Origin of the sequence: Paenibacillus sp. FSL R5-0486 (assembly GCF_037975155.1) — a bacterium.
GTDB classification, from domain to species: domain Bacteria; phylum Bacillota; class Bacilli; order Paenibacillales; family Paenibacillaceae; genus Paenibacillus; species Paenibacillus amylolyticus.
Genome location: NZ_CP150237.1, coordinates 4379193 through 4394707, shown reverse-complemented (window position 1 = coordinate 4394707; position 15515 = coordinate 4379193). Strand labels below are relative to the sequence as shown.

Here is a 15515-nt window from a genome sequence, read left to right as displayed (position 1 = left end):
ACAAATCCGTCAAGGAGATACATCCCAGATGCGTACTCTGATTGATAAGTATAGCCAGCATGTATACCATGTGGCCTATTCCGTACTCAGGAACGATCAGGAAGCACAGGATGCAGCTCAGGAGGCGTTCATACAGATGTATAAGTCTCTCCCCGACTACCGTTCTGAAGGTTTCAAAACGTGGTTAACCCGAATTGCCTTTCACAAAGCGATTGATGCCAAACGCAAGCTGGGCAGACGAACTGCTGAGGATCTGGGTGGAGAAGAAAAAATAATCAATATGCCCGGACGGGATGAAGACGTTCTTACCCGTCTCGTTCGTGAAGAGCGTCAGGATAAACTTCGCGAACGAATTAATCAGTTGCCTGCTCAGCATCGTGACATTATCACTGCGTATTATCTAAGCGAAAAAAATTATGAGCAGATTGCCAGTGATGCACAGGTGGCTGTGAAGACCGTGGAATCCCGCTTGTATCGTGCACGGCAGTGGATTCGAAAACATTGGAAGGAGGATGAATGGCGTGAGTAAACAGGAGAAGTATACCGCTGCGCAATGGACTGATTATATTGAAGGCCACATGAGTGAAACTCAAGCGAACCAAATGGAACAGTTTCTGATGGAAGATCCGGATGCGATGGACATCTATCTGGAAGCGCTTGGTATCCATGGAGAACTGCCTCCGCTACATGACCCAACAGGGTTTGCGGATTCAGTCATGCATCGGATTGAGGGCATTCAATCACCCAAGGTACAACGCAAATCCCGTGCTGGACGAAACCGGCGCTGGCTTGATCATAAAGTGTTCCATTACGCAGTAGCGGCCTGTTTGACATTGATCTTCCTCTCGTCTGGACTTTTTGACAAGGTAGCACCATATCACAAGTTCCAGGATGGCGACCACAGAGGGTCTTTTACCGAGAAATGGACGGAGGCAGCCACTTCATGGCTGGATAACCTCAAGCCTAAACCATAAATGGTTTCGCATTGCCTGAAAAGAAAGGATGACGACTGTGCACTCAGATCGTAACAAATTACTCGCATTTCTATTAAACCTGATACCCGGTCTTGGTTTTATGTATTGGGGTCGAGCCGCAAGAGCCGTGATCTATCCATTGCTTTTCTTCGGAACAGCTGTTGGCTCATTCATGCTGGCATGGGCGTTTGGTCAACAGGACTTGATGATTTTTGGTGCACTATGTGCCATGTTCTTCTGGGGAGTCAGTATGCTGGATATCAGCATACTTCTGCTCCGATCGCCATCTCCACGTGATGCTCGCTACCAAGGTTATGGGGCACATTACGGAGCTCAAAATCAAGGAGCAGCCTATCAACAAGGACCATTCGCTGGTCAGGGAGATCCTTTGGAGCGGATGAATGAAGATGAGATGCATCATCAACATCCAGGTGGTGAATATGGCCATCCTGAGGGCCCCTATGGTCAACCCATGTACCGAAAAGGCAGTGAGGGTGAACGATTCTTCACCATTTTGCTCTCATTTGTTCCGGGATTGGGCCACCTTCATCTGGGATTGTTGCATCGCGGTTTGTCGTTCTTGATGGCGTTCTTTGGTTCATTTGCCATGATGGTTTTTGTAGCTTCGATCACGAATGAATCGGTATTTTTGATGTTCCTACTCATACTGCCTGTAATATGGGTATACTGCATGTTTGACGCGGTGCAGCATGTCCACCGTAAGCAGGCTGGTGAGATATTGCAGGATCGGACATTATTCGAAGAATTGGAGATGGGCAGAGTAGCCGGACGACGTAGCAAAGTGCTTGCAACGCTGCTATCCGCTTTTCCAGGTGCAGGTCATCTCTATCTGGGATTGCAGAAAAGAGGCATGCAATTGATGTTCCTGTTCCTGGGTAGCATCTATGTTCTGGACCTGCTTCACTTATCGGTGTTTCTGTTCATGATTCCGTTGATCTGGTTCTACAGCTTCTTTGACGGGCTCCAGTGCTCCAGTCGTTATGGACGCGAACCATTGGTTGATCAACCAATCTTCAAGGACTGGGCCCGCCATCAGCGTCTGATTGGATTCGGGATTGCCGCGCTGGGTCTATATTACCTGACGATCCGTCTTGTCATTCCACAGCTGAATGAGCTCTTCCCTAATGCATTTATGACGTATGAGATACGTTCCTATTTAAACACCGTCATCGTATCCTTGCTGCTCATTTTTGGCGGTTTGAAACTGCTGTTTGGCAAGCAACGGGGGACGGGTATCCAAAGTGCTGCTCATCAAAATGATGAGGGAGCAGACAGTCTCTTTTTATTCAAGGATCGGGATGATCGACTGTAGAGTGACCTAAAGATTATTTACACTGACACTACGATGACAGAGCAACCTTCTAATCGCTGTTATCCAACAACATAAAAACACGCCAAGGGCTATGTATATCAGCCTCTGGCGTGTTTTTGGTTGTGCAACTTTGATTTCGAATAAATGATTGCTATTTCGTAGCGCCCTTCAGCAGAAGTTGACGGTACATCACTTCGAACAAGAACTCAAACGCTTCCAGATGACGTTTCGCTTCAAAAGCATCCTTGCCCCACGCATATATACCGTGGTTACGTAGCAAGATCCCTGGTACGTTGGCATCAAGTACACCTGGCACCAATTCAGCGATAGATGGAATATCTGCAAAGTTAGGCAGGACGGGTACACGAATCTCCGCATTTTCTTCCCAGATGTTGAAAGCCTTGATCAATTCAATTCCTTGAATCGGTACGTGTCCATCTGCTCCAAAGAATTCACTGATCAGGTTGTTAAACACAGTATGCACGTGGAATACAGCACCACAACCAGTCAAACGATAGATTTCACAGTGAATCAACGTTTCGGCACTTGGTTTCAACGTTGTTGTTTCAATTGCTTTGCCGTGTTTGTCCACAAAAAGAAAGTCTTCCGGAGTGCGAAGAGATTTGTCTTTGCCTGAGGCGGTAACCGCAAAATAAAATTGCTCCGGGTCAAAGTCTCCTACACGCATCGACAGATTGCCACTTGTTCCGGGGAACCAGTTACGACCGGCAAACAACGCTTTAATATCAGCCAGTTCTTCAAGGACCTGACGTTTTTGTTCCAATGTAATCTTTTCAAAGCCCATCGTTTACAGCACTCCTTGTGTTTGCTTCTGTTTCATATCTTCGATGATATCGTAAAAGGTAACGAATGGCACATGGTCCACACCAAGTTCAATACATTTATCCGTCAAAATGGAGCGGGAGTAGACGAGATCGGCAATTTTGGCACCCTCAAAATCTGTGAGACTGTCTCCAATAAGGATTCGATTGTATTGTTCTTCCGGGAAGGTACGAATCACTGTTGTTTTGCACATGCCGCAGCCGTTCTCGCAAGGAGGTTGGCAGGGATTTGGCCATTCAATCTTAATGGTTTCACCCGAGAAGTCAGCTCCGTTGCAATAGACATGATCCTGCGGGATATGAAATGGTGCGAGTAACGGCTCAATGAAAAAGTCCATACCACCGCTGGTCACATTGAATTCGATCCCTTCGCTGCGAACGTAGTCAAGAAACTCGCTGAATCCTTCACGGATCCCCGCTTGTCCAAGCACAAATTCCACAATTTCATCTTTCTGCGATGCAGGCAACAGAGCAAACATGGCTCCAACACCTTCACGCAACGAGATTTTTTGCTCAATTGTATCTTTCATAATCGCTTCAATGCCCTCAGGCTTGAAATGTTTCATGATTGCGACAATATTGTCCGAGAGCGTAATCGTACCGTCAAAGTCACAGAAAATGACTGTTTTTTTATCACTTCTCATCGTTCGCCCCCCCACAGATCCAATGCACTTTTCAGCTCCGGATGCTCGGTTGCATACTGCGCGAGTGGAATGGAACGTTGAGCTGCCTCAATGGCTTGCAGGAATGCACGTCCACCTGCCTCAGTGCCCATAGGATGTCCATGAATACCGCCACCAGCATTAACGATGACATCCGTGCCAAAGTCGCGCAAAATGAGCGGTACAAGGCCTGGATGGATACCGGCTGAAGGCACTGGCATACTGGTTCGTACTGGCAGATCGGCTGTCAGTAATTGCTCTGTGATCGCCATATTTTCTTCCTTCGGCATCGTAACCGAACCATAAGGAGAAGGGAAGAGCACCAGATCGGCACCCGCAAGACGCATTAACTGGCCTAGTACAACCGAAGCGGACATGCCGTAATGTGGTGAAGGATACAGTGCACCTGCAAGAGCAGGGTGAGCCATAATTGGCACATTGATGTCAGGATCACTGCTGAGTTCATGCAGCACATCATATCCGTAAGACAATACGTTGAATAACAGGGCATTGGCTCCTGCACCAATAGCGCGTTCAGCTTGTTGCTTCAGACGAGATGTAGGTCCTGTAAGATTGGTTGCATACAGAAGTTTCTTGCCGGTCTCCTGGCGTGCCTGTTCGGCAGCTTTCATGCAGACCTCGACTCTTTTTTCGATAGGTGTCAATTTATTTTCGAACAGAATCTCATCGTCCTTGATCAAATCAACGCCCCCAAGGGCCTGACGAATAAATTGTTCACGCAGTTCATCTGCATCCAGTCCGATAACTGACTTAAAGATACTCATTAACAGTGGACGATCATGTACACCAAGCAGATCACGAACACCATTCAGTCCAAACTTGGGTCCCGGGAATGCACTGAGGAAGCCATCCGAGAAACCAAGCTTTGTTAATTTGATCCGGCCATCCATTGAGATTTTGCCAAAGACCGTCACGAGCAGGGCAGGGATATCACGGCTGAAGTTAACATCAGGATATCCGATGGTAATATCGGCGTAACGCTCCCCCGCAGCCATTCCTTCAGCTTCATTTACTTCTACGCTGATTACTTCACCCAGATGTTTCTGCATCGCTTCACGCTGGGCTTGCGGCAACTCCGTCCAGCTACCCACGGTCATGCCAATCGCGATAGACTGAGCCTTCTTGCGAAAGTCTGCATGATCATCATGCAGACGATATGTGGCTGTGCACATGTTATTCATTTTAAATCCCCTTCCAAAGCAGCTCCCATCTCCCGTGAGCGCTCTGCACAGCGGTTGACGGCTGCGATTACATTTTCAAAGAAATCTCCTTCGTCCAGCGTCTTCAGTGCTGCTTGGGTCGCCCCTCCCGGGGATGTCACATCACTACGAAGTTTCATCGGTTCCAAACCGGTTTGTTGTACCATTCGTGATGCGCCAAGCACCGTCTGAACAGTGAGATCACGAGATTGCTGGCTGGATAAGCCACCACGAATACCTGCCGCAATCATGGCCTCCATTAAATAGTATACATAAGCAGGGCCGCTTCCGGAAATCCCAGTGAGCACTTCGAGTTTATCTTCAGGTACGATGGTTACGATACCAACCGCTTCAAACATGGTCATCACCGTACTACGCTGTTCATCCGTAATCTCCGTAGAGAAGGCAAGCCCGGTTGCACCGAGTCCAATGGTACTGGATGTGTTCGGCATGGTTCTCGCGATCGGTTGTTTACGACCAAGCAAGGACTGCATCGTGCGGATTGATAATCCGGCAATGACAGATACGATCAGTTGATCAGGTGATAACAGCGGACCAAGCTCGCGTAGCGCTGCGGCAGCATCTTTGGGTTTCATACAGAGTACAATGACCGGAGTGGAGGCAAGGTGATCCAAGGATTGCGAGGCAGTTCCGGTATGTACAGCATAACGGGTACTGAGCTCCTCCTGACGTTTCTGGTTGCTGCGGTTCAGCATCGTAATATCCTGAGGACGAACGACTAGGCGGGAGATCAGTCCGCGCACGATGGCTTCAGCCATCGCGCCTGCTCCGTGGAAAGTAATCTTCTGTTGTAGTAACGTCTGTTGCTCTTGACTCATATTTATCGTTCCTCCTATATAACTGGTGCTGGGATATTATTGACGAATCTGTCCATTGCCTGTAATCCGATATTTGGTTGATGTCAGTGCTGGTAGTCCCATCGGTCCACGAGCATGCAGTTTCTGAGTGCTGATTCCGATTTCGGCTCCATAGCCAAATTCAAATCCGTCGGTGAAACGTGTGGACGCATTGTGATAGACGGCTGCTGCATCCACATCATGCATGAAGCGCTCTGCATGGGCTGTATCCCGGGTTACGATACACTCGGAATGTTTGGTTCCGTAATGTGCGATGTGCTGCATCGCTTCGTCCAGGTTCTCGACCACCCGGATATTTAAAATGTAGTCGTTGTACTCGGTCGCATAGTCTTCCTCGGTTGCCTCAAGGGCAGAAGGAACAAGACGGCGCACCGTGTCGCAACCTTTCAAGACCACATTGGCCTCACGGAATTGCTCGGCAAGAGCATGCAGATGCTCTTCCGCGTATGCGGCATGCAGTAGCAACGTTTCCATGGAGTTACATACGGATGGACGTTGTGCCTTGGCATTGATGGCAATTTCGGCTGCCATAACTGGATCGGCTGATTCATCCACATAGGTATGGCAGATGCCCGCCCCAGTTTCGATGACAGGTACCGTTGCATTGGCAACCACATTACGAATGAGGGAAGCACCGCCGCGTGGAATGATAACGTCCAGCAGTCCGTTCAACTTGAGCATCTCATCTACGGAAGCACGATCTGCATCTTCAACCAGTTGCAAAGCATCAGCAGGCATGTCTGTCGTTGTGAGTGCCTGATGCAGCACCTCCACAATTTTACGATTGGAGGACAGGGCAGAGGAACCGCCGCGCAGAAGCACTGCATTACCTGTTTTGAGACATAATCCGGCTGCGTCTACAGTTACATTAGGACGAGCTTCGTAGATGATGCCAATCAGGCCAATCGGCACTCTTAATTTTTCAACATGTAATCCGTTTGGACGGGTAAATGTCTCTAACACTTCGCCGACTGGATCAGGCAAATCTGCAATCTGACGTAACCCTTCAGCAATGCCTGCGATCCGCTCCTTATTAAGGGCGAGTCGATCCAGCATGGATTCCGGCGTGCCTTGTTCTCTGCCGCGTGCCAGATCTTCGGCGTTTGCCGTAATGATGGAATCCGTTCCCTTAATCAAAGCATCTGCCATGACACGCAGGGCCGTATTTTTCTGTTCTGTATTCAATCGGTTCAGCTGTGGAACCGCTGCTTGGGCTTTGCTGGCTTTTTCTCTGACTTCACTCATCGTAATTCCTCCTCATATATATAAAGTTGAGTATTCCAACCACTATATAGCTTCATGTTTATTTTAACGTAATCCATTCGTCTCTATGAATAACTTCAAGTCTGTGGATGCTAGCGAGTTGTTTCATCACTTCACCACTGGGAAGTCCGGCAATGAGTCGAAGCTGGTCATCATCATAATTGACAATACCGCGACCGAGCAAGGTTTCATCCATACCAATGACCTCTACGACGTCTCCTGCATGGAAAGTTCCCAGTACCCGCTTGACCCCTACAGGTAGAAGACTGTGCCCCCCATGGACAAGGGCTTCTTCAGCACCATCATCCACAACGACTGTTCCCAGCGGAGTAGACATGAAGCCAAGCCACTGCTTTTTACGGGATAGCGAAGCGAGTCGTGTCTCAAAGTAAGTTCCTTTGCCCGTGCCATCAACTGCCTTCTGCATATCTCCGGGTTCTTTAACACTTCCCACAAATACAGGTACGCCTCCACGTGTAGCAACCTTGGCTGCATCGACTTTGGATCGCATTCCGCCTGTACCAACCGTTGATCCTGAACCACCGGCAAAAGCATAGATCTCAGCCGTGATTTCGGGGATACGGTCGTAACGCATGGCAGAAGGATCTTTACGCGGATCTGCGGTGTACAGGCCGTTGGTATCGGTAAGAATGATCAGATGCTGTGCCTTCACCAGGTTTGCAACCAATGCGGACAACAGATCGTTATCACCAAACTTCAATTCGTCCACCGACACCGTATCATTCTCATTAAAAATCGGAATCACTCGCTGATTGAGCAGTTCCTCCACAGTCATACCTGCATTACCCATGCGTTTACGACTGTGAAAGTCTGTACGAGTTAACAGAATTTGCGCCGTAGTAACGCGGTGCGCTGCAAAAGCCTGTTGATATGCCTGCATCAGTAATGCCTGCCCAACGGCTGCTGCGGCTTGTTTCTCATGTAGCAGTTTGGGGCGCTGAGGATAACCGATCTCCCGGAATCCGGCCGCTACCGCTCCAGACGTGACCAAAAGCACTTCATGGCCCTGATCAGCCAATGCTGCAATTTCTCTGGCAAAAAAAGTGATCGAACTGCGATCCAGACCGCCTTCTTCCGTTGTAAGCGAGCTGCTTCCAATCTTAACTACAATACGTGAAGTCATGGTTTCACTTCCTTAAACATGATTAATAAGTGCTTCTGGAGCAGGCTTTAGCGGGTACAAAAAAAACTCCCGCCCTTTAGTTAAAAAGGACGAAAGTTCGTTACTTCCGCGGTACCACCTTTATTGATGATTAGATCATCCGGCTTCATGCCCTGTAACAGAAGGCACTGTCCTGTACGTAACAGGCCGCTCAGGGGTAGGTTTCAGAGAAGAGTCACGGTAAATTCTTTCAGCAGGGTGGAATTTACTCTCTGGGCGCGACTGATATTCTCTTACTGGTCCCGTCATCACGTTTCGTTCAATATTTCTTATAACATACCATGGAAACTTGGCATATGCAAAGGGGTTATGGTCCTGTAAATTACTTGAATAAATTCAGCTTGCCAATCCGCTCCACAGCTTCGCGTAATCGGTTTTCATCACTTAGCAGTCCTGCGCGCACATAGCCTTCGCCATGCGAACCAAAACCAATACCTGGGGCTACGGCCACCTTGGCTTCTTGCAGTAACAAGTCTGCAAATGAAGCGGAGGTATAACCGGCAGGTACAGGCAACCAGCTGAAGAATGAACCTGCGGGTTTCGAAGCTTGCCAGCCAATCGAGGAAAGAGCGTCATAAAACGTATTGCGACGCGATTCGTAGCGTGAAACCAGTGAGGCAACACATTCCTGTGAGCCAGTAAGTGCTTCCGTTGCCGCAGCCTGAATTCCACCGAAGAGACTGACATAGATATGATCCTGAAGCAGATTGATCTTAGAGACAATCTCTGCATTGCCGAGTGCGAATCCAACACGCCATCCAGCCATATTGTATGTTTTGGATAACGTATAGAACTCAATGCCCACTTCTTTGGCACCAGGGGCTTGCAGGAAACTTACGGGACGATGTCCGTCAAATCCAATCGCACCGTAAGCAAAATCGCTGGCAACAACAATTTGATTTTGAATGGCAAATTCAACCGTATCTTCGTAGAACGAAAGTGGTGCCGTTGCTGACGTTGGATTGTTAGGATAGTTCAGGAACATCAGCTTGGCCTTCTCCCGATCTTCGGCTGTAACAGCTTCATAATCCGGCAGGAATGCGTTGGACTCGAGCAAAGGCATAAATGACATGTTTGCTTTGGCGAGTGCAACACCAGACCAGTAATCCGGGTAGCCGGGATCTGGAACGAGAACGGTATCGCCGGGGTTAAGCAGAACCTGAGGTAACTGAACCAATCCGGTTTTGCCTCCGAACAGAATGGCTACTTCAGTCTCGGGGTCCAGATCAACATTGTAATCTTCCTTATAACGTTTGGCGACAGCTTCCTTCAGGAAAGAGTGCCCTCTAAAAGGGGAGTATTTGTGGTAGAGGGGATTCTCAGCCGACTCTTGCAGTGTTTTCACAATATGAGGTGGTGTAGGTGTATCCGGGTTCCCCTGACCCAGATTAATCACGTCATGTCCACTTGCGATTTCACGATTTACATTTTGAACAAGGGTAGCAAAAAATTGCGTTGGCAGCTGTGTCATCACATCAGAAGTCGGTATCTTAAAAGCTGAACGAGCAGTTATATGGTCTGAATGGGTCATTAGATTCATCACTCCGGTTTATTAAAAATGGCAAATAGTTCTCATTAATTTATCACGCCAATCCCGAGCTGTATAGAGGGAAATGCACTTGAATATACAGTACATAGGAGCAAAGAGCGGAGTATTGTACAAAACTGAAAGTGCTCATTTAGTTTTGTCCATTGAGCTGAGAGAAACCATGTTTTATGATAATATCCGATAATGATAATCAATATCATTAATTTATAGCACAACGCACATGATATAGGGGGAGAAATAGAAATGAAAAAGGGCATACGAAATACGGGAGTATTATTAACGATCACATGGTTATCCATCCTGCTACTGGCTTGTGGAAATCAGGCTGCAACACCTGCTGCTGGCGCAGATGATTCCAAAGCAGCCACAGAAACCACAGAGACCCAAACTGCAACGGAAGAGACGAATGAGGGCGAGACCCGGATATTCAAAGACTGGACTGGCCACGAAGTTGAGATTCCTGTAAATCCGAAGCGAGTTATCTATCATGGAGAAGTTACAGGGGATCTACTCGCGCTTGGTGTTGTTCCTGTCGGCATACTTCGTCAAGAGGGAACCGTATTTGATGATCAGGTTGCTCAGGCAGAAGATGTAGGATTTCCGATCAGTGTGGAAAAGGCGTTAGACCTGAATCCCGATCTGATTATTTTTTCCAACAGTGACGAGGCTCAATATGATCAGATCGCAAAGGTTGCACCCACGGTTACATTTGATTCATTTGGTTTAATAGAAGATCGCATGCGTATCCTTGGCGATTTGTTGAATAAGAAGCAAGAAGCGGAGGAATGGGTTACAGCTCATCAAAAAGCGACGGAAGAGATGTGGACGCAACTTCATGAGAACGGATTAAAAGAAGGGGAGACCGCTTCGGTATTCACCATGTATCCCGGGAATCGTCTGTTTGTCATGGCGGGTGCAGGATTGCCACAGTTGTTATACGGAAAAGACGGGCTGAAGCCAACCGCGGAAATCCAGAAAGTATTGGATGAAGACATGGGATTTGTAGAGATTTCGACTGAAAAATTATCTGAATTTGCCGGTGATCGGATATTTATTCTGGATCCTGTGACCGACGATGCGAAACAATCCACCAAGGAATTGCTGGATAGTACAATCTGGAAGAACCTGCCTGCGGTGAAAGAAGGAAAAGTATATCGTTTTAATATCGTAAAAGCTTCTAGTGATGCTCTTTCGAGGGAGTGGCTGTTACAAGAGCTGCCAAAACAGATGATTCAATAATGGTGACGAGCTAGTGAGGCAGCAGTAACACCTTTGAGTAATGCAGTTATAAAAAAAGTAAAAGGGGCCTTCAACATTTCGTTGAACGCTCTTTTTTGCTGAATAAACTCATATCTGGATTATTAACAATCTCTCGCTTATAATCAGACCATACAGAATGATTGATAATTATTCTCATTTTAGAAAAACGAGGTGAACCGACATGCAGGCTTTGGATGCCGATGGGGGAGCGTTGTTCTACTCAGCATTCATGTTTCGGCTGGATCATCTGGTACGACGAATTGAAGCACCTGAACAGGTGATGTTGGAAGTTGCTTGCGAGAAACATGCGTTCCTGATCTGTGAAGAAGGGGATGGGCGTTTATATATTGGACATGAACATTTTCCGTTTGCTACGGGATGTGTTTATCCGCTTTCTCCGGGAGAGGGGTACCAGATTGAACATCGTAATGACTCGCAATTGAAATATATCATAATGGCTTTTGATGTTATTCATGTATTGACGGGTGATCCTGAGCTCTTTACACGCACTGTTTTTGAACACAGAAACCAATTGAATGGCTATCCCTATGCTCCGTTAAGTGGGCTGCTGGAGCAGATGTATGTTATTCGGAATTATAAAACAGATGCTGAATACAGCCATCTGAATGCACAGTTCCAAAAATGGATGGAGATGATCATTACCCGGTACACTTCTCCAAAGACGGAACAGAGTATGGAAGCAAGGCTACACAGTACGATTCAGTATGTGGACGACCATTATGCTGAAGAAATCACTGTACAGAAACTGGCACGACTTGCGGAGATCAGACCTGTACAATATACGACCCTTTTCAGACAACTCACGGGTCACAAGCCGCTCGATTATGTGAATCATGTACGCATCAAACATGCCAAGGACTGGCTTCGCAAATCAGATGAACCACTTCGGGATATTGCGAGTCGCGTGGGGTTTAAGGATGAGTATTATTTCAGCAGGCGTTTTCGCCAAATGACGGGATTATCTCCTCGTCAATATGACAGATCGATTCAGCAGCAGAGATTGGTACAGGATTGGTTGGGTCATGATGTGAATATTCCAGTAAATCCGGACCGAATTATGTATTACGGAGATTCCGCTGGGGATCTGCTGATGCTGGGTATTCAGTTGCTGGAAGATCGGACATATGACGCGGTCGCTCCGGTTAATGTGGAAGCTGCTGTTATCATGAAGCCGGATTTGATTATTTTTGATAGTAGTAATGAACAACAGTATGAACAACTTTACCGGATTGCACCGACGCTTGCTTACAATTCACATGCCACGTTGGAAGAACGAATGCGCAGATTGGGCAGCTGGTTTGGCAGACAACCGCAGGTTGAACAATGGCTAACCTCCTATGCGGAGCGTACCGAGCAGATGTGGGCGAAGATCCATACTGTGATTGAAGAGGGGGAAACGGCATCCGTATTTACATACCATCGGGGTGCACGATTATTTGTTATGGGCAATATCGGTCTGGCGCCTATGTTATATCATCCAATGGGATTCAGGCCAGTTACCAAAGTGAAGGAAGCACTTGTGGCAGGCAGAGCCTATAAGGAAATCTCGGCTGAAGCGGTACGTCAGTACGCGGGAGATCATGTGTTTGTTATGCTGCCTGAGGAAGTTGTGGCAAGACAGGCTACAGAGATGCTGCTGAAAAGTCCCAGTTGGCAGGCCCTTCCGGCTGTGCAGAATGGACGGGTATATCCTGTGGAGGAGTCAACATGGAATGTGGGTGATGCGCTCACGAGTGATCGATTGTTGACCCTGCTCCCTGAGTTGTTGTGTGCAAGTTCATAACAAAAACAGGCTTGCAGTCCTCAGGAGGATCAAGCTATGATAGCAGGTATTACGGTTCAGAGGAGTGCTTGTCATGACAGAAAAACAACAGGGAGAAATGCGTGTAGCCCTGATTCAGGGCGATATTCAGCTCGGAGACCCTGAGGCCAATCATAAACATATGCAGATGTTGCTTAAGCGTGCGGTAGAACAATATCCGGATCTGGGGCTGGCTGTGTTACCTGAGATGTGGAATACCGGATACGCTTTGACTCAAATTCATGAACTCGCTGACCCGGAAGGCCAGAAATCACGGGAATGGCTGTCTGCTTTTGCTCAAAAACATCAAATTTCCATCGTTGGCGGTTCGATTGCCGAAAAACGGGATGGTCAAATATACAATACAATGTACGCTTATGATCGTGAAGGAAAACAGGTAACACGATACGATAAATTACATTTGTTCCGTCTGATGGACGAGGAGAAATATTTACAGCCAGGTGCGGAACCTGAAATTTTTGAATTGCAGAACGGTCTTACAGCGGGTGCTTCGATCTGTTATGACATCCGGTTCCCGGAACTTGCCCGTACCCTTGCTCTAAACGGGGCCAAAGCATTGATTGTACCCGCCGAATGGCCGAACCCTCGTCTGCACCACTGGCGTACGTTACTTACGGCACGAGCGATTGAGAACCAGATGTATGTGATCGCATGTAACCGTGTAGGTAAAGGGGGAGAGACCGAATTTTTCGGACATTCCCTCATCATTGATCCTTGGGGTGAGATTGTGGCTGAAGGTGGCGAAGGGGAAGAGATCGTGACCGGAATTATTCGTCCATCTCTGGTAGATGAGGTTCGCGGACGGATTCCCGTATTTGAAGACCGTCGACCTGGCGTTTATTTTGGCAAAAAATAAAAACTGAAATAAAATTCTTCAGAAAAAGTGTTTATTCTTCCAGGACGCGGGTAATGATAACTATCCCGTCACCAAGGAGGATGATCAATCAATGGACAACCATGTGAAAGATACGCTCAGGAGACTGGAACAGGATAACACAAGGGAAGATCACTTAAGGGCATTCTTAGAGAATGGAGCAGGAGGGCTATCACCCCCTGATTCAACTGTTCAGGACGAAGGCCGTGTAATGAATCAGCAAAACAGGCTGACAAGCGATCGTAATTTGCGTAAATAAACCGCCAGACATGAAGTTTTCTTATGTACGTTTCTACGTTAACATTATAAATTAGCATTGTAGCTAAACAACTTAACAAGCAACATTGTACTGTAACCAGTTACTGTGATTGCAATGTAAGAACTCTATCCTGCGGATGCGGGAAACGAGTATATGACAAAGGCTTGGCCCATAAGGGTCAAGCCTTTGTTTTGTTTCAGTATGAAATGTACCCATACCCATAGGAGAAATTTTTTAGTCTCCCTTTGACAGTTCGGTCACGGTTTGTTGAAACGTATGGATGAATGCTTCGGCTGCCTTCGACAACACTCTTCCTTGACGATAAGCCACAACAAGTGTTCTGCTAGGAGTAGGCTCAGCAAGTGGCACATACACAGGCACGAACTCACTGCGCGGCGCACGGGCGATAAAGCGTGGAACCAGTGTAATGCCCATACCAGTGGCGACCAGCGACTGAACGGTTTCAATATTGGTGCTCTCAAACACAACTTGGGGATCAAAACCAGCCTGCTCACAGAGATCGAATGTAAGTTTGCGAAAGCCCTGACCTTTTTTCAACACAACAAAGGGTTCATCCCGAAGCTCTTCAATTCGCACAGGAAGCGGATGTTCCGGATCTGCCCTGCATGCCAAAGGGTGATTCGGGGGAACTGCCAGATCAATCTTTTCCTCTCCAATGGCAACGTAGGCGAGACTTGGCTCTTGTAAAGGAAGAGATAACAGACTAAGATCTGCTTTGCCGCTTGCTGTCAATTTCTCAAGCGTAAGCCCGGAGTCTTCCAATAAGGTAACCTCAATCTCGGGATAAGCTTGTTGGAACGCAGGAAGCACATGTGGGAGCAAGTGTGAGCCCGTGATCGGCATGCTGCCTACAACGACTTTACCTTTGCGAAGCTGGGAGATATCGGACATTTCCTGACGCAATAGCTCCACAGCATCTACGATCTTCTGGGCTTGCTCGACAAACGTAACACCCGCATGGGTTAACTCCACGGTACTTGTATTACGCTGAAACAGCAGCACACCCAATTCTTTTTCCAATTTGGATAATTGCTGGCTTAATGAAGGCTGGGCAATATGTAGCTTCTCTGCTGCCCGGGAGAAATTGCGTTCGGCCGCAATTTGTAGCGTATATTGAAGTTGTCTGAATTCCATCGTCATCGGTCATTCCTTTCGTTATGCCACCATTATATCATTACAGATGAAGAAATCATTAATTTCGCTTAACCGCTTGCACTCCATCAGAAGAGTTGCTATACTAATTTTGAAAACGCTTAATAAGAACCACTTACCCGGGTAAAACAAAATCAACGTTTTCATGTGTACCAGTTTCAAGTGTTAGCACAGAACCATTTCAAATGTTCATATTCTTTTT

15 protein-coding genes and 1 other annotated feature are annotated in these 15515 nt (G+C 47.3%); of the genes, 7 read left to right on the top strand and 8 right to left on the bottom strand.

All coding sequences use genetic code 11. The features are described 5' to 3' along the window. The first annotated feature begins 28 nt into the window (after window positions 1–28). The 3 genes from MKY01_RS19460 to MKY01_RS19450 are packed head-to-tail and all read left to right on the top strand — an operon-like array spanning window position 29 to window position 2307. The gene (locus MKY01_RS19460) at window positions 29–529 is read left to right on the top strand and encodes a sigma-70 family RNA polymerase sigma factor (RefSeq protein WP_152416945.1); all 501 of its coding nucleotides are present in this window, start codon (window positions 29–31) and stop codon (window positions 527–529) included. Further along, the gene (locus MKY01_RS19455; RefSeq protein ID WP_339283231.1) at window positions 522–974 is read left to right on the top strand and encodes a hypothetical protein; all 453 of its coding nucleotides are present in this window, start codon (window positions 522–524) and stop codon (window positions 972–974) included. The genes MKY01_RS19460 and MKY01_RS19455 overlap by 8 nt, the downstream gene beginning before the upstream one ends. A gap of 37 nt (window positions 975–1011) precedes the next feature. Next, window positions 1012–2307 carry a multi-tm2 domain protein gene (locus MKY01_RS19450; protein ID WP_339283229.1) on the top strand — a complete coding sequence of 432 codons (1296 nt, stop codon included), beginning with the start codon at window positions 1012–1014 and terminating at the stop codon, window positions 2305–2307. A 151-nt stretch (window positions 2308–2458) separates the two neighbouring features. On the opposite strand, the gene MKY01_RS19445 is transcribed toward MKY01_RS19450, so the two are convergent. The 7 genes from MKY01_RS19445 to MKY01_RS19415 all read right to left on the bottom strand — a co-directional run bounded on the left by MKY01_RS19445 (window position 2459) and on the right by MKY01_RS19415 (window position 9886). Then, window positions 2459–3112, bottom strand: coding sequence for a methylthioribulose 1-phosphate dehydratase (locus tag MKY01_RS19445; protein ID WP_315371260.1), 654 nt, complete (start codon window positions 3110–3112; stop codon window positions 2459–2461). Window positions 3113–3115: 3 nt separating this feature from the next. Beyond that, complete coding sequence (locus MKY01_RS19440) at window positions 3116–3793, bottom strand: 2-hydroxy-3-keto-5-methylthiopentenyl-1-phosphate phosphatase (RefSeq protein WP_315371259.1); 678 nt, start codon at window positions 3791–3793, stop codon at window positions 3116–3118. Then, window positions 3790–5013, bottom strand: coding sequence for a 2,3-diketo-5-methylthiopentyl-1-phosphate enolase (locus MKY01_RS19435; RefSeq protein ID WP_339283226.1), 1224 nt, complete (start codon window positions 5011–5013; stop codon window positions 3790–3792). Before MKY01_RS19435 ends, MKY01_RS19440 begins: the two co-directional genes overlap by 4 nt. Continuing rightward, a complete protein-coding gene (gene proC, locus MKY01_RS19430; protein ID WP_076317455.1) occupies window positions 5010–5870 on the bottom strand; it encodes a pyrroline-5-carboxylate reductase in 861 nt (286 codons plus the stop codon). Before proC ends, MKY01_RS19435 begins: the two co-directional genes overlap by 4 nt. A gap of 36 nt (window positions 5871–5906) precedes the next feature. Further along, window positions 5907–7154, bottom strand: a complete 1248-nt coding sequence (locus MKY01_RS19425) for a glutamate-5-semialdehyde dehydrogenase (RefSeq protein WP_339283223.1) — start codon at window positions 7152–7154, stop codon at window positions 5907–5909. A gap of 58 nt (window positions 7155–7212) precedes the next feature. After that, window positions 7213–8316, bottom strand: a complete 1104-nt coding sequence (gene proB, locus MKY01_RS19420; RefSeq protein ID WP_339283221.1) for a glutamate 5-kinase — start codon at window positions 8314–8316, stop codon at window positions 7213–7215. An 82-nt stretch (window positions 8317–8398) separates the two neighbouring features. Next, window positions 8399–8613, bottom strand: a binding site (T-box leader). 64 nt (window positions 8614–8677) lie between these two features. Further along, window positions 8678–9886 carry a pyridoxal phosphate-dependent aminotransferase gene (locus MKY01_RS19415; RefSeq protein ID WP_339283219.1) on the bottom strand — a complete coding sequence of 403 codons (1209 nt, stop codon included), beginning with the start codon at window positions 9884–9886 and terminating at the stop codon, window positions 8678–8680. A gap of 261 nt (window positions 9887–10147) precedes the next feature. Between MKY01_RS19415 and MKY01_RS19410 the strand changes: the two genes are divergently transcribed. From MKY01_RS19410 to MKY01_RS19395, 4 genes are all read left to right on the top strand, one after another. Further along, entirely contained in the window at window positions 10148–11143 is a 996-nt protein-coding gene (locus tag MKY01_RS19410) for an ABC transporter substrate-binding protein (protein ID WP_053061609.1), read from the top strand. Between the two features lie 202 nt (window positions 11144–11345). Further along, window positions 11346–12968, top strand: a complete 1623-nt coding sequence (locus MKY01_RS19405; protein WP_339283216.1) for an AraC family transcriptional regulator — start codon at window positions 11346–11348, stop codon at window positions 12966–12968. A gap of 73 nt (window positions 12969–13041) precedes the next feature. Beyond that, a complete protein-coding gene (locus MKY01_RS19400; RefSeq protein WP_315371255.1) occupies window positions 13042–13863 on the top strand; it encodes a carbon-nitrogen family hydrolase in 822 nt (273 codons plus the stop codon). A gap of 91 nt (window positions 13864–13954) precedes the next feature. Then, window positions 13955–14140, top strand: a complete 186-nt coding sequence (locus tag MKY01_RS19395; protein WP_017687767.1) for a hypothetical protein — start codon at window positions 13955–13957, stop codon at window positions 14138–14140. A 234-nt stretch (window positions 14141–14374) separates the two neighbouring features. On the opposite strand, the gene MKY01_RS19390 is transcribed toward MKY01_RS19395, so the two are convergent. Then, entirely contained in the window at window positions 14375–15295 is a 921-nt protein-coding gene (locus MKY01_RS19390) for a LysR family transcriptional regulator (RefSeq protein ID WP_315371254.1), read from the bottom strand. Between the last annotated feature and the right edge of the window lie 220 nt (window positions 15296–15515).

Excerpts from the sequence above, each read along its gene's own strand:
- MKY01_RS19440 (WP_315371259.1), bottom strand. The coding sequence starts at position 3,793 with ATGAGAAGTGATAAAAAAACAGTCATTTTCTGTGACTTTGACGGTACG.
- MKY01_RS19460 (WP_152416945.1), top strand. The coding sequence starts at position 29 with ATGCGTACTCTGATTGATAAGTATAGCCAGCATGTATACCATGTGGCC.
- MKY01_RS19425 (WP_339283223.1), bottom strand. The coding sequence starts at position 7,154 with ATGAGTGAAGTCAGAGAAAAAGCCAGCAAAGCCCAAGCAGCGGTTCCA.
- MKY01_RS19405 (WP_339283216.1), top strand. The coding sequence starts at position 11,346 with ATGCAGGCTTTGGATGCCGATGGGGGAGCGTTGTTCTACTCAGCATTC.
- MKY01_RS19435 (WP_339283226.1), bottom strand. The coding sequence starts at position 5,013 with ATGAATAACATGTGCACAGCCACATATCGTCTGCATGATGATCATGCA.
- MKY01_RS19415 (WP_339283219.1), bottom strand. The coding sequence starts at position 9,886 with ATGACCCATTCAGACCATATAACTGCTCGTTCAGCTTTTAAGATACCG.
- MKY01_RS19400 (WP_315371255.1), top strand. The coding sequence starts at position 13,042 with ATGACAGAAAAACAACAGGGAGAAATGCGTGTAGCCCTGATTCAGGGC.
- MKY01_RS19445 (WP_315371260.1), bottom strand. The coding sequence starts at position 3,112 with ATGGGCTTTGAAAAGATTACATTGGAACAAAAACGTCAGGTCCTTGAA.
- proB (WP_339283221.1), bottom strand. The coding sequence starts at position 8,316 with ATGACTTCACGTATTGTAGTTAAGATTGGAAGCAGCTCGCTTACAACG.
- MKY01_RS19390 (WP_315371254.1), bottom strand. The coding sequence starts at position 15,295 with ATGGAATTCAGACAACTTCAATATACGCTACAAATTGCGGCCGAACGC.
- MKY01_RS19395 (WP_017687767.1), top strand. The coding sequence starts at position 13,955 with ATGGACAACCATGTGAAAGATACGCTCAGGAGACTGGAACAGGATAAC.
- proC (WP_076317455.1), bottom strand. The coding sequence starts at position 5,870 with ATGAGTCAAGAGCAACAGACGTTACTACAACAGAAGATTACTTTCCAC.
- MKY01_RS19410 (WP_053061609.1), top strand. The coding sequence starts at position 10,148 with ATGAAAAAGGGCATACGAAATACGGGAGTATTATTAACGATCACATGG.